This window comes from Paraburkholderia haematera (genome assembly GCF_905220975.1).
In the GTDB taxonomy this organism is placed as follows: Bacteria; Pseudomonadota; Gammaproteobacteria; order Burkholderiales; family Burkholderiaceae; genus Paraburkholderia; species Paraburkholderia haematera.
Window position 1 is genome coordinate 1 of record NZ_CAJNBK010000017.1, and the last position, 18,772, is coordinate 18,772.

Consider the following 18,772-nt stretch of genomic DNA (forward strand, 5'->3'; position numbering starts at 1 on the left):
TGGTCGTTCGTCTTGCTGTCATCGTGCAGATCCTCTGCTGTGTTTGTGCGGGTGTCCGCTTTAACACAGCCTGCGAGTATTAGAGAATCGTTACCGACTTGCGCATAAGGCATGGCTTGCGTTGCACGAATCCCCGGCCACGCAGCGCGCCTACCGTAAGGAAGCCGAACGGCTGATCCTCTGGGCCATTGTTGCCCGCGGCAAGGCCCTGTCGTCGCTGACCACGCGGGATGCAACTGACTACAGGGCATTTCTGCGCAGACCCACCCCGCGCGAGCGCTGGGTTGGACCGCCGCGGCCGCGCACATCAACAGACTGGAGACCGTTTGTCGACAACCTCTCGGCGCGTTCGATTGCGCACGCGCTTGCCGTGCTCAGCGCCATGTTCCGCTGGCTGGTGGAGCAGCGCTATGTTGTGGCCAACCCCTTTGCCGGCATCAAGGTGCGCGGCAGCAAGCGCGCCATCGCCGTGGAAACCGCGCACGCCTTCACCGAAGGAGAATGGCTGCTCACACGCACCATCGCCAACGGGCTTGAGTGGTCGTACGGCTGGCAGGCAGCCGCAGCGCAGCGACTTCGTTTCATGCTGGATTTCGGTTACGCGACGGGACTGCGGATCAGCGAGTTGGCCAATGCGACTCTGCGAAACGTCGAGGTCGACGCCGCAGGTGATCACTGGCTTCACGTCACCGGCAAAGGCGGCAAGCCAGCCAGGGTGACCTTGACACCGCTCGCTCGCGCGGCGCTGGACCGGTATCTGCAGGAGCGGGGCCTGGCGGTAAGCCGGGCGCGCTGGAACCCAGTCACGCCGCTGATCGGTAGCCTGGACGACGGCGATGCCGGCATCAAGCCTCTGCGGTTGTGGGAAGTCATGCGCAGGTTTTTCCGGCAAGCGGCGCAGATTATTGAAAACGACCATCCGCCGCTCGCCGAGAAACTCCGTCAGGCTACGCCGCACTGGATGCGGCACACGCATGCCACTCACGCTATCGCCAAGGGCGTCGAACTCAGCGCCGTCCGCGACAACCTTCGTCACGCATCGATCTCGACCACGTCGATTTACTTGCATGCTGACGATGTAAAGCGGGCGAGGCAGTTTGCGCAGGCCTTTACTGACTGATTCCGTTATTCCAAAACCAACGGAAACCTCGTCACCCTTATAACCTCAAGGCTTATGATCGCAATTCGACCGAATCTTGGTCAGGGGCCTTATTGAGCGGTCGTGCTTTTCTGCTTGGATTGCAGACGCATGACCGCGTTCGCGGCCCGATCCGTAAGTGTGGAACTTCGCTGGGCGTCAGCCGCGGTGCGTTGCTGTCAATCGCTTCTAATTTACCAGAGCACGCTCGGCGGCAGACCGCCCGGCGGCAGTAGAGACGACGGATGTGGGGTGCACGGTTGGGGCTCGCCCTTTGTAGACTCGGGTTTGGTGTTGTGTGTTGTGAGCTGATTCCAGACCGTTAGTTGCATTTACAAATCATGGGAACCGTTGCATTTCTCTACGAGAAAGACAGCCAGCGACCTTTCAACGGCATCAGTCCCTGGCATTCGCGAGTGACGTACCGATACCTTGATTGTTCGCGCCGGTTGCAGCACTCGAGGCGTAGATCCGGGATGCGACCGCGTCATCCGACAGATCTCACGAAATCACCCGGGCAAGTTCGTCGTGCAACTCTTTTCCGGGCGGCACGCCATTCTGAAGGCTGCGCTGTCGCGCATCAAATCATCTTTGAGCGGCCCGACGCGCGACCTGGCGCACATGCGACAATGATGCAACGTCCTTGCGGGACGATACTGTGATGGTGCATTGATGACCGAGCAAACCTGCGTCCGTTGCGGCGCGAGAACGCCACCGTACGATGCCGTGAATGCCGCGTCATCAGACGGCACCTACCGCCTGCTCTGTAGCCGGTGTTTCAACGAGGACATGGCGCAGTGGGCTGACATTGTCGGCTTCGAACATCCGCAGTTCACGCCGGTTCGTCTGCTCGACATGGATGGCGGCTCGCACGAATTCCACTTCCGCAGCCTTCTGCTCGGGGACCAGCTCTCGCTTGAAGCGTTCGAACTTGCCGGCAACGACGAATCAGAAGGATACCGGTTCCAGATTCTCGACGAGCCGCGATCAGATCCCTTCGTGCTGCTCGGAAAGCTTGTGCAGAAGATGATGCGCGCATTGGCAACGAAACACCTACGCGAGGACGCTGATGGCCTGCAGGTCGCTGACACAATGGTCAGAGGCCGTATCGAGTGGAATGGGGTCGAAGACGTCCGCCAACCGTGTGTCGTCATAGATGGCCGGCGTGTGGAATGGAACGATTTCGGTGCGATCCTGATGGCCTTCGAAGGATGGCAATTCAGACTCGAACTACTCGATCCGAGTGACGAGGCATGATTCCGGAGATATCGTCCAGCCCTACTCTGCAGGAGCACCGCAGCGAGGATGTCCGTCGTTCACCGTGCCGACGATTCGCCGCTAGCAGGCTGCCCCTGACTGGTCGTTCAATGACGCAACGGGGGAGCAGACGGTTGCCCGGTGACAGTCATCCCCATGCTGGTGCCGAACAGCGAGGATGCTCGTCGTACTCGCCTCCTCAACCTCGAACAGAACAGGTGAAGGGAATTGCCCAAGGACGTTGGCAGATTTTCACAACGCGTCCGGCGCGCTCCGCGGAACAGCATATACCCTGTCGAGGCTTTTTTGAAATGTCGGGGTCTGGGCTAATTAGAGATGTCTGATCTCAGGGGTTGGTGTGGAGTCTGTCTTTCACGGGTTTCAACTCATGCGGTGTTGAAGGACTGCTTATGAATGGGCAGGGCGTGTCAGTCCGTTCAGTGTGCCCTTGCAGACCGACGGCCTGGTTTTGATGCTGCCTTTGGCTGTTTTGTGTGTTGCGTGGCGAGCTGCAGGATCGTTTCATTCAGATCGGTCTGCGTGAATGCGCGCGGCTTCTTCGTGCCGGGCGAGGCTGCCGGTTTGCGTACCGCCGCACCGCGATTCGTGCGTGACGGCGAGCCCGATACACGACGGTTATCGCGTTGGGCCTGCATCGCCTGCGCGACCTGCAGCGTATAACCGAGCCGCTTGTGCTCAACGACCGCCCCCTGGTCGATCTCCGCGAGCTTGTCGTACGGCACACAGGGCAGCGCCACGCCACCGGCACGCAGTTCGATGCGACCGTCCGGGTACTCCCAGACGTCGATGTAGTGGCCGATCAGCCGGCGCGTAGCCGGTGTGTCCTCCAGCAGCCAGATCATGAGGTCATTCAGCACCGTCAGCGATTCCGACACCTTGCGCATCACCCGCCAGGTCAGGATCGCGTCGAGATCCTCATCGTCACGCAGCGGCCGGTGCGCGTCGAACGTGCTCCGCGGCGGCTTCGCGAAGTGCGCGTTGTAGGCGGCCATGAAGGCGGGCGCCCAGGCATTTGCCGCTTCCATGGTCTGGATGCCGCGCAGCCGCAGCGCGCAGCAGCTCTTTTTCGCCGTTCAGCGTGATCATGTCGAATGCGTCGGTTTGGCTTCTAGGGGCTCGCGCCGGGAGCGTCTCTCGCGCGCAGCGCAGCACTATAATTGTCCGGTGAACACAGCGGTGACGGCGTGCGCTTGCAAGGGAGCCGGTCAAGGCTTCTGAGGGAGTTACCTTGGGGCGGCGCTAATGGCGGCGGTAGTGGCATGACAACCGATTTTCCCCGTCTCGATCGGTCCCCTAATCCGTCTCGTTCATGGAAGAAACTGTACGTGACGAACGAAAAAAAGCCCCACATCACGTGCGGGGCTTTTAAGAACTGGGGGCTTGAGCCGTTCGGATTAAGCAATCTGAGATTGCAGCCTCCGATTGGGTCGCGCCCCACTAGACTGTAGACCAGCATTTCTGCTGACCGAATTACAATATTAATACGCATGCTCAACCTTGTCAATCCCGCCCAGCGGATCGCTTTTGCACGATTGCACGAGTTCTTCTCGGAACAAAAACACTGGTACCGGTCGCTTTGGGGTATCGGCACAGTGCTGGCCATGGACGAACTGTTTGAAGCGTGCACGGTCATGAAGCAAGGCCATCTCAGCGAAGGATCTGTCAAACGAATCGCCTCGTCATTGCAAAAACGCTGCGCGTTACACCCCGGCTTCACGACTGCCGAGAAGCAGTTACTCAACGAACAGGTACGGCAGGTTCCTCGCGCGGATGGTGTTGCGCACTTCACCATTCGTGAACTGGGCCAGCGTATCTCCTCAGATTATCTATCGCGCTGGGCAACTGCAGTCGCCGGAAACAATTTCCGCGCTGAGCACTTTGCCCGTCACGTCGGCGCGCATCTACTGGATGCGGGATTCTCCTCCCAATTTTTCCACGACTGGATCGCAAACCGGCGCGATGCTCCCGAGTCGATCACCCTGGCGGAACTCTGCGAGGAGTTGCAAGACGTGATCCGGTCAAGCCCGCCGCGACCCTTCGAAGTGTTGATCGCGGTCAAAAGTATGCCGCGGCTGAACGACGTTACGCACACACCATGGTTGAAGGCCGCCGCCGTAACGGAATGGCTGAGACAGAATGGCTTCGAGACGAGAGGCGTGCGAGCGGCGGCGGCGTTGATCGTGACGGTCACGGCAAGAGATGAGGTCGGTGCCGCACATACAGCACGTAATGAATCAGATCGCTACTCGGCTCGAGCGCTGCTGGCGACGGGCAAGCCGCTCGATCTCCTTCCCAGTCTCTGGGTGCGAGGCGGCTCAAAGGAGTTCCCGATGAGAGCCAATTCGCGCGGCGTCGCGGTGAGCGAACTGTTCCGCGGCGATCGGATTTTCGCGAGCGATGTCGGTCAAGACGTCGATGCTGCGCTTGAGTTACTCGCACATCTTGAAGACAGTTCCCCACCCGCCGCGATCGCCGGTGGGTGGGGAGCGATCGAGGGCTTGCTCGCTGATCCCAGCGACAGGGCTTCGGCAGCCGACAATCTGGCGACCCTCGTGACCTGCTCATTTCCCCGCGCAGAACTCACCGCACTTTCGCGGCGGGCGGAGAGAATCTTCCCCAACGAATGCGCCGAGCTGACTGGTATCGAAACCAACCGCGAACGTTCCCGCTTGCTGGCGCAGATGATCCTTGAGAATCGCATGCCTGTGATGCCTTCTGTGGCCGATCAGGCCGCCGTTGCTCGGATGAAAAAGTTGCTCTCGAATCCAAATTCAGAACTGCAGACCATCAAAGATCTTATTGCTGAGTCGTTTCATCGCCTTTATCGGCAACGCAATCTCATCCTTCATGGCGGCCGGATGGATAGTGTTGCGCTTCATGCCAGCCTGCGCACGGTAGCCAAGCTTGCCGGAGCTGGCATGGACCGGATCACTCACGGTCATTATGAACAAAAGCTCAGACCGCTTGAACTGGTCGCAAAGGCAAATATGGCACTCGCGGTAATTGACAAGGCCTCGCCTCTCGACTGCGTCGACTTGCTGGAAGCGACGTGAACGCCTCGCTGCACAGCGCCATCGGGAATACAAATCGCATTACGACGAAACGACAACATCAGGTCGAAGCGGGCCTGTCTCAACAACCGCTCGATGTCAAAAGGTCTTCTGGCCCAACAACGTGGAAGTCGCCACACATTTTTTTTCAAAGGACGCCAATCATAGAAGTGTGGTGCGCCTCAATACCCACGACAGTCATGTCGAGATCGCCTACTCAATCGAACGTCACGACCATACCATTGTCATTGATGCCGTCGTGAATGGCACGCTGTCCAAGGTGCCCTTCTCCACCACCCCTATGGCAATGCCTATTGCGGAGGGCTCGAGGACGCAACGGCAGGAGCCAAACGTGCGGGCGAATGGCTCGCTATGGATTTGCTGGGATGGGAGTACGCTATTTGGCGCTGGAGGTCGTATGAGTTTCGGTTCTTACGTCGAGGATAGCCTGCTACTGCACGTCCGCCTAGATCCACGTTGGCGGCGATCCGTCAAACAAAAGCAGTGGATTGTCGCGAAAAGAAGGGAATCACGCGATCCTAGGCCCGACGCCAGGCGGCTACTACCGTCGGGAATCGCTTACCCCATTCGCCCTGTTCGAACGCGTCCAGTTCGGCTTGTGCGGCTTCAGCCCCTGCGGCTGTGTAGATCGGTTTGATGGCAGCCGCCAGCCCCCTTCGATCCTTCCAGCTCGCGTAGTCCAGCGAGTTGCGGATCAGGTGCACGATGCACGTCTGCAGGGTGGTGGCTGGAAACACCGCACCCAGCGCTTCAGGCATGCCCTTCAGTCCGTCGGTGACCGCGATCAGGATGTCCTGCACGCCACGCACCTTCAGGTCGCTGAACACCTTCATCCAGAACTTCGCGCCTTCCGTATTCTCGATCCACAGTCCCAAGATGTCCCGTGTGCCGTCAGGCAGGATGCCCAGCGCCAGATAGATCGCCTTGTTGCGCACCAGTCCTTCCTCGCGGATCTTCACGCGCAGTGCGTCGAAGAACACCACCGGGTACATCGGCTCGAGCGGGCGTGCCTGCCAGGCACCCACCTCGTCCATCACCGCATCGGTCACCGTGCTGATGAATTCCGGTGACACTTGCGTACCGTACTGCTCGGCCAGAAACCCCTGGATCTCGCACACCGTCATGCCGCGCGCGTACATCGCGATGATCTTGTCGTCAAAGCCCGTAAAACGCCGCTCGTGCTTCGGAATCAGGATCGGGGAAAAGCTGCCGTCGCGGTCGCGCGGTATCTCCAGGCGTAGCGGACCGTCGTCGGTCAGCACCGTCTTGCCGCTCTTGCCGTTGCGCTGGTTGGTCGCATCTTCGGGCCGCACGGCGCCGGCCGGATAGCCCAGATGGTGTCCAAGTTCAGCACCCAGTGCGCGCTCGATCAGTGCCTTCTTGAACGCGGCTGAAGCGGCGTGCACCGCCTCGGCCGTCATCGGCCCCTTCACGAACTGGTCAATCAATTCCTTCGGAATCGACGGCAACGCCGTCTGGGCTTCGGTGGCCGTCTTCGGTTTGCGTGGCATACATGCTCCTTGAGCTACATGTTATGCCTTACACACAAAATTTATGACAGGCCCCAGTTCACCGGTACTTGCCTCCGTCAGGTAGTTCTTGAGCGGAGAAACATATCTTGCGCCGTCAGCTCCGCAATTGCAGGCCTTCCATCGTTCGTGGCAATAGTAAACTTTCCCAGCGCGGTCTTCAGCTCCGAGCAATGATTATCATGCAGGCGACGCTGGACGCAGCAATCCACACACGATCTACGCAAGGTGAAAAAAACGTTCGATCTGCTCGACGACGAATTCCTGCTGCACACAATTGAGCAAAGACTTGCCTTCACTGAGTGACAGTCCCACGTCTCCGGGCGTCTAGTCTTCGATGGGCCTGTGCAACCGCATGACCTCAACCCGCTTTACCACACTCCCATCGCCGTTATCGAACTCAAGAACGATCGTGCATCGCATGGTGGCTCCTAGTCTCGTCGTTAGGGATACGATACCCCGCTGTGCGCTCGTCTCCCAGGCTTTTTAACGGCTTCCACCAGCAGCATGACCGGTTCACGCACTGCGTGATAGGCGAATCGATGGAAATCCTGAAGCCCCGTAACGCACCTCCTTTGAACGCTGACCTAACATTTGGCCATCCACTACGCACGTACAACGTTACCGAAGCCGCCGTATTCAGTCCTGGTAGCCCTGACAGCAGCGGCTACAACGAGATTCGTTTCTTGTTCACATCGCATTTGTGGGGAACAGTTCGGCGGACAGCGCGGACGACGCAATCCCCCCTCATTCACTGCCGGCGATTATTCGTGGCGTTAATACAAAGGATTAGAAAACAGACTTTTACTTATTGTTTTTGGCTTCCGATAAAGGCACCAGGCCATGCGCACAATGGCTGCGTTCATCCACCGAAACCGCCATGCCTCAAGGAGAAACCCATGACGCCCTATCGCCCCGCGGACACGCCACCACCGCCAGACGGAACCCAAACCAACATGAAAAAGATCGCGGTAGCGAGTGTGATCGGCACGACCGTCGAATGGTATGACCTGTTCGTTTTCGCCACCGCCTCGGCACTCGTCTTCAACAAGGTGTTCTTTCCCGGCTTTGTCCCGCTGGTCGGCACCTTGCTGGCGTTCGGCACGTTCGCCTCCGCCTACCTCGCGCGCATTGTCGGGGCCGCCCTGTTCGGCCATTTTGGCGACCGCCTCGGACGCAAGGCGATGCTGCTGGTCTCGCTCATCATCATGGGCATCGCAACGTTCTCGATTGGCCTGCTGCCGAACTACACATCGATCGGCATCTGGGCACCCATTCTGCTGCTCGCCTTGCGCGTCATTCAGGGACTCGCGCTCGGTGGCGAGTGGGGCGGCGCCGTGCTGATGGCGGTGGAACACGCACCCGCCGGCAAGCGTGGACTGTATGGCTCGTGGGTGCAGATCGGCGTGCCTGCCGGCACCCTGATCGCCAATCTGGCCTTTCTGTTCTGCAACGCCACACTCTCAAACGACGCACTGCTCTCCTGGGGTTGGCGCATTCCGTTCCTGGCGAGCGCATTGCTCGTGGGGGTCGGGCTTTATATCCGTCTGAACACATCGGAAACGCCGTCGTTCCGCGAGATCAAGGAAGCCGACGCGCAGGTCAAGTTGCCGATCGCCGAAGTCCTAACCCGATACTGGAAGCAGGTTCTGCTCGGCGGCATCGCGACGATGTCGACGGGAACCTCATTCAACCTGATCGTCGCTTTCGGGCTCACCTATGGGACGCAGACACTGGGCTTCTCACGGAACGCGATGCTTTCTATCGCGCTGATTGCCTGCGCGCTCTGCATCGTATTGCTGCCGGCCTTCGGCAAGCTATCCGATATCGTGGGCCGCAAACCGGTGATCATCGGCGGCATCGTCACGGAAGCTTTACTCGCCTTCCCGCTTTTCTGGCTGCTGGATACGCGCGAGTTTCCGTTCGCGCTGCTCGGCTATCTGCTGATGATGACCGCCTTCGCCGCGAACTATGGACCCATCGCAACTTTCCTCGCGGAGTTGTTCGGCACCGAGGTTCGCTACTCCGGGCTGTCGGTGAGCTATATGTTGTCGGGGCTGCTCGGCAGCGCGGCCACGCCGATTGTCACCACCGCGTTGTTGTCGGCTACGGGACGCGGTTCGTCGGTGGCGTGGTACATGGTGGGGTCTGCTGCTGTTTCGGTGCTCGCGCTCGTGCTACTCGCCGAGACGCTTCGCCGCGATATCTCGTCTGCGTCGCGCGCCAATGCCGCTACGGCGAGCCTTTCGTGAAGGTCTGATATGGGAACGGAAAAGATGTCTCTTATGCCAGCCACACCCGATTCATCCCTACTGCGCAGCCTCGAGGCCGTCAGCTTCCCCACGCTTGGACATTTTCTGGAAAACGGCTTCGCGGATCATCGCCTTCGCGCGATGGTCCCCAACGTGAAGATAATCGGGCGCGCGGTGACGCTCAAGCTGCTGTCGCCCGACGCGATCCCCGTGAACCGCGCGCTGTCGCAACTCAAACCCGGCGACGTACTGGTGATCGACATGAGCGGTAACCATACGCATGCGCCGGTCGGTGCGGTCACCGCATGCGCTGCGCTCAACGCCGGCGCGAAGGGTGTCATAGTCGACGGCGTGGTGACCGATCTCATCGAATTACGCAGCGCGGGGCTGCCGGTGTTCGCGCGCGGAACGTCGTTGCTGACGAGCAAAAAACGCGACACGATGTCGAGTCTGTTCAACGAATCAGTGGTGTGCGGCGGGGTCGTGGTGCGTCCAGGCGACATCGTGCTGGCCGACGACAACGGCGTGCTATTCGCCGAAGCGCCGGCCCTCGCCGCCGTGATCGATCTGGCGCTGTCGTCCGACCTCGCGGAGCCCGCCATACTGGCTCGGCTTAACGCAAGGGAGCCGCTTCACGAGGTCCTCCAGTGCTTCATGCCGGCAAATATTCGCGGCGCTAATGATCAGCATTAGAACAAGGAAATTGACGGACACTGACGCGCTAACGAACACTACGCGCACTACAGCAAGTGAGAACCTGGGAGACTTCTGAAATGCAATGCACGCCCACACCCGATCGCATGAGCGACAAACCGGCGCCGCAGGGTGCCGAACAACAGGTACGGGAGGAACTAGCGGCGCTCTACCGGCTGGCCGCTCACTTCCGCATGACCGACATGATCGACACGCACATCACGGCGCGCCTGCCCGGTTCGCCTGGCGAGCCGCCGGCGTTTCTGATCAACCGCTATGGCGTGCTGTTTCACGAGATGCGCGCGTCGGACCTCGTGAAGATCGATCATCTCGGCAACGTCATCGACGAGCGGGCGCACAGCGAGCCGGCGCTGTTCCGTGTGAACGCCGCCGGGTTCACGATTCATTCAGCCATCCACGCGGCACGCGACGATCTGCATTTCGTGATCCACACGCACACCGCCGCCGGAACGGCCGTATCGGCCCAGGAGCAGGGGCTGCTGCCGATCAGTCAGCATGCGTTGAAGTTCTACGGCAAGCTCGCCTATCACGATTACGAAGGCATCGCGCTCGAACTCGGCGAGCGCGAGCGACTGGTGCGCGATCTCGGTTCCTGCAAGGCGATGATCCTGCGCAATCACGGGCTGCTTGCGGCAGGCGCCACGGCAGCCGAAGCGTTCCACGAGATCTATTTTCTCGAGCGGGCCTGTCAGGCACAAATCCAGGCGCTGGCCGGCGGCAGCGCGCTGCGCATCCCGCCGCGAGAAGTGTGCGAGTTGACCGTGAGCCAGTTCGCTCGCGATGACTCCGCGGGAATTTCGGAGTTGGCGTGGCGCGCGGCGTTACGGTTGATCGACGACCCGCAATCCGACTATCGCAGCTAGGCCCGGTTTCCGATTCGATGCAATGACCAAATTAGTTCTGATGAGCCGTGACTACGACATGTCACACCTGGTGCAGCCGATTCTGCGCGCCGCCCCTGAATTCGATGTCGTGATGCACGGCGAGCGATCCGCTGCCGATGCTGACATCGCCGTGTGCTGGAACCCGCCGGCCGGCGCGCTGGCGGCGCTGCCGAAATTGCGGCTCGTGCACAGCATCGCCGCGGGCGTCGACAACATTCTGTCCGACCCTGCCCTGCCCGCCGTGCCGCTGTGCCGGGTCGTCGATCCGCAACACGCACGCGGAATGAGCGAATTCGTCACGTGGGGGGTGCTGCACTTTCATCGTCAACTCGACCGTGTGCTCGCCAATCAGCGTCTTAACCGCTGGTTCCGCGACGACCAGCGTGACGCTTCCGAATGCTCCATTGGCATCATGGGACTCGGAGAAATCGGCAGCCGCGTCGCGACGGATTTGCTGCGCTTCGGCTTCGCGGTGCGCGGCTGGGCGCGCAAGCCGCGCGAACTGCCGGGCGTGACGACCTTCGCCAGTCCACAGGAATTCAAGCCATTCCTTCAGGGGACAGACATCCTCGTGTGTCTCCTGCCGCTCACGCACGAAACCCGCTTGATTCTCAACGCGAACACGTTCGAACACTTGCGGCCTGGCGCGAAGCTGATTCACGTCGGTCGCGGCGAACATCTGGTGCCCGCGGACCTGATCGCGGCGCTGACGAGCGGGCAGATCGGCGGAGCGATCGTCGACGTGTTTCCGACCGAACCGTTACCGCCCGAAGATCATTTATGGCGCGCGCCCAATCTGATCGTGACGCCGCACATGGCGTCGGTGGCAAGCTCGGAAACGATCGGTACGCAAGTGGCGCACAACGCGCGCAGGCTGATCCGTGGCGAACCGCTGCAGAACGTGGTGGACGTGACGCGCGGCTATTGAGCGAGGCTGTTGAGCGCGGCGTTAGAGGCCAGTACTTTCCGCCTGACCGTCGATGAACACATTCAGAGCATCGATAAACGCGGCTTCAGCAGCGCTCAACTTACGGTCCTGTGACCACAGCATGTAGATATCGAGGTCAGCCACACCTTCATCCGGTGGCAGCCGCTGAAGGCGCCCTTGAGCGATATCATCGCGCACAACGTGTTCCGGCAGGCAGCCGATACCGAAGCCCGCGAAGATGAAACGCCTCACCTCGGTCATGCTCGACGATGAGCCGACCACGCGCCCCGTGAAGCCCATCTCATCACGAAAGAACGTGAGCGGCGACAGGTGGTCGCCCACTTTGTCGCCGGTGAAGGAGACGAACTTCTCGCCCGCGAGGTCGGCGACCCGAAGGTCGTCGCGCCCAAAGAGCGGATGATGACGTCCGCAGAAAAGCGCATACCGTTGACGCAAAAACACACGGCTGTCGACCCGTTTGGGTAACGCGCGGCGCGGCGTCAGTCCGAGCGTTGCGGACTTTTGCTGGAGGCTGTTCACCACATCGGCGCTGCGCATTTCCTGGCTTTCGAGCTCGATACGCGGATACGTGCGATGGAACTCGGCGAGAAACGTGTCGTAAGCCGGAAAATCGATTCCGCTGACGGTACTCACGCGCACCATGCCGGAGATATCGTGTTCGCGATCCGCCTCGGCAAGCGACAGCCGCGAGATCGTGCCGTACACGTCTTCAGCAATCTGCTTCACTTCGATGCCGGCCTGCGTGACCTCGATACGCGGACCGTGGCGATTCACGAGGCGCAGTCCCAACTGCTCCTCCAGCCGGCGCAAGGCCTGGCTCACAGCGGGCTGCGTCAAATGCAGCTTCGCCGCCGCGCGACTCACGCTGCCTTCTTTCGCGATGGCAAGAAAAGTCCGCAGCAGATTCCAGTCAAGGCGGTCGTTCAGGTAGGTGTCCGGGCGGTCTTTGCTCACGATGAGCCTCACTGGTTTCATCATCCGCTAAAATTATACTTAGGATTAGAATTAGAAATTAGACTTATCATTTTTGATTACGGATAAAGGCATCACGACGAACCCGACGCGGTCAGTACGCCGCGACTTCAGGAGTGTGTGATGCTAAAGATCAATGGTGAGCGGCTCTGGACGAGCCTGATGAAGATGGCCGCTGTCGGCGCCACGGCAGGCGGCGGTGTCCGGCGCCTCGCATTGACCGAACAGGACGCGGCAGGCCGGGCGCTTTTCTCGCAGTGGTGCGTCGAGGCGGGGTTGACGTTGTCCGTCGATCAGGTCGGCAATCTCTTTGCGCGGCGCGCCGGCAAACGGAACGACGCCGCGCCCGTAGCAAGCGGAAGCCACCTTGACACGCAGCCCGAGGGCGGCCGCTTCGACGGGGTCTATGGCGTGCTCGCCGCGCTCGAAGTCGTCCGCACGCTGAACGATGCGAACATTCAAACCGACAAGCCCATCGAAATCGTCGTGTGGACCAACGAGGAAGGCGCGCGCTTCACGCCGGCCATGCTCGGTTCAGCGGCCTTCACAGGCGTCATGCAGCTCGCCCAGGCGTTGAACACGCGTGACGCAGCAGGCACATCGGTCGAGCAGGCATTGCAAGCGACAGGCTATGCCGGCGCGCGCGCCGTGCCCGGCATCGTCTTCGACGCCTACTTCGAAGCGCATATCGAACAGGGTCCGGTGCTCGAGGAAAGTGGCGTGCCGATCGGCGTCGTCACCGGCGGCCAGGCGATTCGCTGGCTCGATGTTCGTGTGCGTGGGCAGGCCGCGCACGCAGGCACGACGCCGATGCAGTACCGTCGCGATGCGCTGTTCGCGAGCGCGGAAATGGCGGCGGAACTGGAGAGCATCGCGACAGATTTCTTCCCACAAGGCCTTGCCACCGTCGGCGAGCTGCACATACGCAATGCATCGCGCAACACGATCGCGGCGGACCTAGCGTTCACGGTGGATCTGCGCCACCCCGACGATGCGATGATCGAAAAAATGGAAGCCGCGCTGTGCGAGCGGTTCGACACCATCGCGAGAAGGCGGCGCCTGACTGTCGAGGTAGGGCAGCATTGGGTCAGCCCGGCTACGCCCTTCGATCCGCACTGCATTGCGGCTGTCAGCAACGCGGTAGAGATGCTGGACTATCCGCATCAACGCATCGTCAGCGGGGCCGGTCATGATGCGATCCATCTCGCGAAGCATTGTCCGACCGCGATGATTTTTATTCCCTGCGTTGACGGCCTGAGCCATAACGAAGCCGAAGACGCTTTGCCGGCAGACGTCACGCGTGGCACGGATGTGCTGCTTCACGCGATGCTGGCACGCGCTGGGCAGGCCGTATGAGCGCGCATCAAACGCCGCGTCCGCCGGGCATCCGGCGCACGTGGCTCTTTGTACCCGGCAACCATACCGAGGCCCACGCGGTCGCGCTGCAAAGCGGTGCGGATGCAATCGTCGCCGACCTCGAGGAGATGACTTCGCCGCAAGACCGGCCGCAGGCACGCGAACGCATCGTCACGCTATTGCGCGAGGCGGCTCGCACCGGCACGGTCGGCTCGGTACGGATCAACAAACTGGAGCGCGACGGCCATGCCGATCTCGAAGGCGTCATGCCCGGCACCCCACGGGCGATTTTTCTGCCACACGCGGAGAGCGCGGCTCAACTGGCCGCGCTCGACGATGCGCTGGCCGTCATCGAGCACAAGCTGGGCATTCCGGATGGCTCGACGGAGGTTGTTCCAGTTATCGAATCCGCGAAGGGCCTGGTCCATCTGGGAGCGCTACTTCAGGTGGGTGCACGGATAAAGTGCTGCATGCTCGCGGTCGAAGACCTGGCGGCGAATCTCGGCGCGCGCCGCACTCCGGGCGGTAACGAACTGCTTTACGCACGCAGCCGCTTTCTGATCGAGTGTATTGCCGCCGGCTGCGTGCCGATCGATCTTCCTTGTACGTACCAGTCGGCGCAGGTGCTTGGGCAGGACCTCGAGATCTCCACGCAACTCGGATTCGCATCGAAAAGCGTCGTGTTTGCTGAACACGTGCCCGCGATTCACCACGCGCTGACGCCATCCGCGGAAGACGTGCAGGCAGCGCGCGCGCTCGTCGACGCGCATGCAGCACAGCAGGCGAATCCGCCCCCTGCCGGATCGGCATGGATCGACTACCCGGAGCGCAATAACGCGCAACGGCTGATCGCGCGTGACACGCTGCTCCGCGCCTTTGACGAAAGCGGCAACGCATAAGCGGGGCGAACATTAGCCGCCTTGATAGTGAAGATTAAAAATGCGAATTTTGCGGGCGTATTTCGGCGACCGATAAAGACGGCAGTCAAGCCAACGCTGCTCGTCCATCAACGGGATTCCCCATGTCCCATTCTGAACAGACTCATCAGCCGGTGCGCGCCGCCACCGCGGCTTTTATCGGCACAGCCGTCGAATTCTACGACTACTACACCTATGCGACCGCCGCCGCGCTCGTTCTCGGCGAGGTGTTCTTCCCGAGCAGCAATCACTTTCTCAGTACGATGGGTTCGTTCGGCACTTTCTTTGTGGGCTTCATTGCGCGCCCATTGAGTGGCGCGGGTATTCGGGCATCTCGGCGACAAACTGGGCCGCAAGAAGATGGTGCTGCTCACCATGTTTCTGATGGGGATCGCCACGACCGGCATCGGCTTGCTGCCCGGCTACAGCAGTATCGGCATCTGGGCGCCCATCTCGCTCGTGCTGTTGCGGATTCTCCAGGGCATTGCCGTGGGCGGCGAATGGGGCGGCGCGGTCCTGCTGGCAAGCGAGCACGCGCCAACCGGCCGGTAAACGTTCTTCGCATCGTTCCCGCAGATGGGCAGCCCGGCCGGCCTGATTCTTTCGCTTGTGTCGTTCCGGCTCGTCACTTCGCTCGATCACGAAAGCTTCGTTGCCTAGGGCTGGCGCCTGCCGTTTCTCGCCAGCTTCGTGTTACTCGTGATCGGCATGGCGATCTGTCTCGGCGTAAAAGAGTCGCCCGAGTTCGAGCAGCTTCGCAAGAATCGCGAGGTGCTGAAGTCGCCCGTCAAGGAAGTGCTGAGGACGGCGTGGTATCCGATCGTCATGGCGGCGATGGCCACGACGATCGGCTCCGCCTGGTTCTTCTTCACCAACACGTTCATGATTTCGTATGTCACGGCTTATCTCGGCATGTCGAAATCGTTCATTCTCGATTGCCTGTTTGTCGTCACCATTATCCAGTTGGCGTCGCAGCCGATTTCGGCGCTGTTGGCCCAGCGTGTTGGAGAAACCCGCTTTCTGACCAGCGCCGCCCTGCTATCCATGCTCACGCCCTACCCGATGTTCCTGCTCGTCCAGACACATAACCCGGTCGCGATCGTGGCGGGTATATCGCTCGCGGTGGTGGTTCTATCCGCTATCTACGCAGTCATCGCCGGGTTCATGACGCCGGCATTTCCGACCCATGTTCGATATTCCGGTATTTCGATTGCGTATCAACTGTGCGCGACGATCGCCGGTGGGACGACACCTTTGATCGGTACGATGCTCGCGCAGAACTACAAGGGCGAGTGGCTGCCGCTGGCGGTTTTCTTCAGCGTGCTTTCGGCAGTGTCGCTGGTTGGAATCGTGGGGCTCGGGCGTTATCGCAAAGGGATACGCGCGGAGGGAGCGGCTGCGATGCTCATGAATTAGTGTGTACGGGAGGCGCAGTCGCGCCCTCCTGCCGTTGATGTCAATCTCAGTTGGAGGGAAGCATCGGCTTTACCGATGCCTGAATTGGAATTTATGAATTTGAGTATCTTGGCCAACCCGCGCGGGACGTACATCACAGACAGCTTGGTTTCTTCCGAGGGGCAGACCGATGAGCTACCCGTCGACGCCATCAAGACCGCTCATCGGTCGGCGGCGGGAGCCTGACAGGAATGGACATTCATACGTTGTTCGATAGGCCAAGTAAGGACCCGGAACTGCGTTTGCGAACCGCTCGACAACTGGGTTACGCGCCCATATCTCGCAGCCGGAAATCGGGACGTTCAAACATCGTTAACTTGCCCTATTGAGATTTCCTCTGTCCAGCAAAAAACCTATTGTCACGCGCCATCAATTCAACAGAAAGATCGCAGATTGTGCAAAGCCGCGGCGCAGTTTGCGCAGCGTACTACAAGTAGGTGACATTTCGCTAGTTACGCCGGCAGCCAGTCTGTCATCCGGTTAATCGAGGTGCGACGGAGAGCTTCGGAAACTATCTCCTTACCGCTGGTCTGGCAATCGCGCACTGTTTGCTCATAGCTTGTGCGTCGAAAGGAGAATGCTTGTTTCCGTATTGGCGATTCCGTCAATCAACCGGATCGCTCCGAGCACGCGATCGAAGCTCTCCAGCGTATCAGCTCGCAGCTCTGCAATCATGTCCCAACGTCCATTGGTACTATGGATGGTCGCCACGTTAGGGTGTCCGCGCAGCACGGTCATCACCTCTTTCGCTCGATTACCTTCAACCGCGATCGTCATCAACGCGCGAATCTGATGCGGCTCTGCCGCCGGTTTCAGCCGCACGGTATACCCGACGATAACCCCGCTTTTCTCGAGCCGGGTTATACGGTTTTGCACCGTTGCGCGTGCGACGCGCAAGTGCTTTGCGAGCGTCACCACGGACATGCGAGCGTCCTGCCGCAGTAGTGCGAGCAACTGCTTGTCGACATCATCGAGATTGACCACCTTCCCCACCGATTTGAATGCGCCGGCGCAGACAAGCCGCCGTGAAAATGAGCAAATTGTCGCCTGCGGCTAGCATTTTGCTATGCAAGTCGCCAAAACTGCAACCTTTGCCATCTTTTCGTTGGCTGCAGGCCGGTGAATAATTTCTCCAGCGTTTTCGACATAGCGGCCACTAATAACCTGGGAGATTCGGCAATGACCTGCTTTCTAGACGTACCCGCAACCTATCGACTCGTCGCGGACATCGGCGTCCCGCGCTTCCTGAGGGAACTCGCCGACACGATTCGCGCCGATTACCTTCGATGGCAGGAATTCGACAAATCGCCACGCGTAGCCTGTCATTCGAACGTGGGCGTCATTGAGTTGATGCCCGTCGCGGATTCAAGCCTGTTCGCCTTCAAGTACGTAAACGGCCATCCCGTCAATGCGGAACGCGGCATCCATACCGTGATGGCTTTTGGCGCGTTGGCGGACGTCGACACGGGCTACCCGACTTTTTTGTCCGAGTTGACCTTGACGACCGCGTTGCGCACCGCCGCAACGTCGGCGATGGTCGCGAAAGTGCTCGCACGGCCCGACTCTCGCACCATGGCTTTGATCGGCAACGGGGCACAGAGCGAATTCCAGGCGATCGCCTTCCACACCATCCTCGGCATCGAAGAGATCCGCGTGTTCGACGTCGATCCTCGCGCAACCGACAAGCTGATTTCCAATCTCGCAGGGTACCCGCAGTTGCGAGTGGTGCGCGCAAGCTCGACGGCTGACGCCGTGCGTGGTGCCGACATCGTCACAACCGTCACTGCCGATAAGGCGTACGCGACGATCATCACGCCCGACATGATCGATCCGGGCATGCACCTCAACGCAGTCGGAGGCGACTGCCCTGGAAAGACTGAACTGCACGCAGACGTGCTGCGCGCGGCGACCGTGTTTGTTGAGTTTGAGCCGCAGACCCGCATCGAAGGGGACATCCAGCAATTGCCAGGTGACTTCCCGGTCATCGAATTCTGGCGTGTGCTTCGGGGCGAAGCGGCTGGCCGGGAACGCCCCGACCAGGTCACGGTGTTCGACTCGGTGGGCTTCGCGCTCGAAGATTATTCCGCGCTCCGCCATCTGCATAGTCTCGCGCAGAGCCGGAAAGTCGGCACACAGGTCGCTTTGATACCGCCTTCTGTCGACCCCAAGAACCTGTTCGATACGCTGGCCAGACCGAACGTGCCCGCGGACGACTCAATTGCGCCCAATAACGAGGCCATGGCACTGAGCCAATAAG

At 60.3% G+C, this 18,772-nt stretch carries 11 protein-coding genes and 5 pseudogenes; 11 read left to right on the forward strand and 5 right to left on the reverse strand.

Annotation, left to right across the window (positions count from 1 at the left end; translation table 11 throughout):
* Positions 1 to 100 precede the first annotated feature (100 nt).
* Positions 101 to 1,120 (forward strand): annotated as a pseudogene (locus KHO23_RS24215) (tyrosine-type recombinase/integrase); the annotation flags it as partial.
* A gap of 690 nt (positions 1,121 to 1,810) precedes the next feature.
* Positions 1,811 to 2,395, forward strand: coding sequence for a DUF7713 domain-containing protein (locus KHO23_RS24220; RefSeq protein WP_093644103.1), 585 nt, complete (start codon positions 1,811 to 1,813; stop codon positions 2,393 to 2,395).
* Between the two features lie 437 nt (positions 2,396 to 2,832).
* On the opposite strand, the pseudogene KHO23_RS24225 reads toward KHO23_RS24220, so the two are convergent.
* Positions 2,833 to 3,465: pseudogene (locus KHO23_RS24225) on the reverse strand (ISNCY family transposase); the annotation flags it as partial.
* Between the two features lie 438 nt (positions 3,466 to 3,903).
* On the opposite strand from KHO23_RS24225, the gene KHO23_RS24230 reads away from it, so the two are divergent.
* A complete protein-coding gene (locus tag KHO23_RS24230) occupies positions 3,904 to 5,469 on the forward strand; it encodes an integrase (protein WP_211613883.1) in 1,566 nt (521 codons plus the stop codon).
* Positions 5,470 to 6,008: 539 nt separating this feature from the next.
* Here KHO23_RS24230 and KHO23_RS24235 read toward each other — a convergent pair.
* Together KHO23_RS24235 and KHO23_RS24240 are read right to left on the reverse strand one after the other, a co-directional pair.
* A pseudogene (locus tag KHO23_RS24235) lies at positions 6,009 to 6,998 on the reverse strand (IS256 family transposase); the annotation flags it as partial.
* Between the two features lie 54 nt (positions 6,999 to 7,052).
* A pseudogene (locus tag KHO23_RS24240) lies at positions 7,053 to 7,439 on the reverse strand (ISKra4-like element ISBusp5 family transposase); the annotation flags it as partial.
* Positions 7,440 to 7,915: 476 nt separating this feature from the next.
* Between KHO23_RS24240 and KHO23_RS24245 the strand changes: the two are divergent.
* The 4 genes from KHO23_RS24245 to KHO23_RS24260 all read left to right on the forward strand — a co-directional run bounded on the left by KHO23_RS24245 (position 7,916) and on the right by KHO23_RS24260 (position 11,794).
* Complete coding sequence (locus tag KHO23_RS24245; RefSeq protein ID WP_211613885.1) at positions 7,916 to 9,268, forward strand: MFS transporter; 1,353 nt, start codon at positions 7,916 to 7,918, stop codon at positions 9,266 to 9,268.
* A gap of 33 nt (positions 9,269 to 9,301) precedes the next feature.
* A complete protein-coding gene (locus KHO23_RS24250) occupies positions 9,302 to 9,961 on the forward strand; it encodes an RraA family protein (protein ID WP_236066971.1) in 660 nt (219 codons plus the stop codon).
* A 107-nt stretch (positions 9,962 to 10,068) separates the two neighbouring features.
* The gene (locus KHO23_RS24255) at positions 10,069 to 10,845 is read left to right on the forward strand and encodes a class II aldolase/adducin family protein (protein WP_211613889.1); all 777 of its coding nucleotides are present in this window, start codon (positions 10,069 to 10,071) and stop codon (positions 10,843 to 10,845) included.
* Positions 10,846 to 10,867: 22 nt separating this feature from the next.
* Positions 10,868 to 11,794, forward strand: a complete 927-nt coding sequence (locus KHO23_RS24260; protein WP_211613891.1) for a 2-hydroxyacid dehydrogenase — start codon at positions 10,868 to 10,870, stop codon at positions 11,792 to 11,794.
* 21 nt (positions 11,795 to 11,815) lie between these two features.
* Here KHO23_RS24260 and KHO23_RS24265 read toward each other — a convergent pair whose 3' ends face one another.
* Positions 11,816 to 12,769 (reverse strand): LysR family transcriptional regulator, encoded by a 954-nt coding sequence (locus KHO23_RS24265; protein ID WP_236066972.1) that lies wholly within the window; start codon positions 12,767 to 12,769, stop codon positions 11,816 to 11,818.
* Positions 12,770 to 12,910: 141 nt separating this feature from the next.
* On the opposite strand from KHO23_RS24265, the gene KHO23_RS24270 reads away from it, so the two are divergent.
* The 3 genes and pseudogenes from KHO23_RS24270 to KHO23_RS24280 all read left to right on the forward strand — a co-directional run bounded on the left by KHO23_RS24270 (position 12,911) and on the right by KHO23_RS24280 (position 16,476).
* Positions 12,911 to 14,143 carry a Zn-dependent hydrolase gene (locus KHO23_RS24270; RefSeq protein WP_211613893.1) on the forward strand — a complete coding sequence of 411 codons (1,233 nt, stop codon included), beginning with the start codon at positions 12,911 to 12,913 and terminating at the stop codon, positions 14,141 to 14,143.
* Positions 14,140 to 15,042, forward strand: coding sequence for an HpcH/HpaI aldolase/citrate lyase family protein (locus KHO23_RS24275; RefSeq protein ID WP_211613895.1), 903 nt, complete (start codon positions 14,140 to 14,142; stop codon positions 15,040 to 15,042). Before KHO23_RS24270 ends, KHO23_RS24275 begins: the two co-directional genes overlap by 4 nt.
* A 122-nt stretch (positions 15,043 to 15,164) precedes the next feature.
* Positions 15,165 to 16,476 (forward strand): annotated as a pseudogene (locus KHO23_RS24280) (MFS transporter).
* A 591-nt stretch (positions 16,477 to 17,067) separates the two neighbouring features.
* On the opposite strand, the gene KHO23_RS24285 reads toward KHO23_RS24280, so the two are convergent.
* On the reverse strand, positions 17,068 to 17,499 hold the full coding sequence (locus KHO23_RS24285; RefSeq protein WP_211613896.1) for an Lrp/AsnC family transcriptional regulator: 432 nt from the start codon (positions 17,497 to 17,499) through the stop codon (positions 17,068 to 17,070).
* Positions 17,500 to 17,694: 195 nt separating this feature from the next.
* On the opposite strand from KHO23_RS24285, the gene KHO23_RS24290 reads away from it, so the two are divergent.
* The gene (locus tag KHO23_RS24290) at positions 17,695 to 18,771 is read left to right on the forward strand and encodes an ornithine cyclodeaminase (protein WP_211613897.1); all 1,077 of its coding nucleotides are present in this window, start codon (positions 17,695 to 17,697) and stop codon (positions 18,769 to 18,771) included.
* The last annotated feature ends 1 nt before the right edge of the window (position 18,772 follow it).

What these genes read in the sequence shown, in the direction of transcription:
- KHO23_RS24220 (WP_093644103.1), top strand. Translation starts at nt 1,811, where the DNA reads ATGACCGAGCAAACCTGCGTCCGTTGCGGCGCGAGAACGCCACCGTAC.
- KHO23_RS24230 (WP_211613883.1), top strand. Translation starts at nt 3,904, where the DNA reads ATGCTCAACCTTGTCAATCCCGCCCAGCGGATCGCTTTTGCACGATTG.
- KHO23_RS24245 (WP_211613885.1), top strand. Translation starts at nt 7,916, where the DNA reads ATGACGCCCTATCGCCCCGCGGACACGCCACCACCGCCAGACGGAACC.
- KHO23_RS24250 (WP_236066971.1), top strand. Translation starts at nt 9,302, where the DNA reads ATGCCAGCCACACCCGATTCATCCCTACTGCGCAGCCTCGAGGCCGTC.
- KHO23_RS24255 (WP_211613889.1), top strand. Translation starts at nt 10,069, where the DNA reads ATGAGCGACAAACCGGCGCCGCAGGGTGCCGAACAACAGGTACGGGAG.
- KHO23_RS24260 (WP_211613891.1), top strand. Translation starts at nt 10,868, where the DNA reads ATGACCAAATTAGTTCTGATGAGCCGTGACTACGACATGTCACACCTG.
- KHO23_RS24270 (WP_211613893.1), top strand. Translation starts at nt 12,911, where the DNA reads ATGCTAAAGATCAATGGTGAGCGGCTCTGGACGAGCCTGATGAAGATG.
- KHO23_RS24275 (WP_211613895.1), top strand. Translation starts at nt 14,140, where the DNA reads ATGAGCGCGCATCAAACGCCGCGTCCGCCGGGCATCCGGCGCACGTGG.
- KHO23_RS24290 (WP_211613897.1), top strand. Translation starts at nt 17,695, where the DNA reads ATGACCTGCTTTCTAGACGTACCCGCAACCTATCGACTCGTCGCGGAC.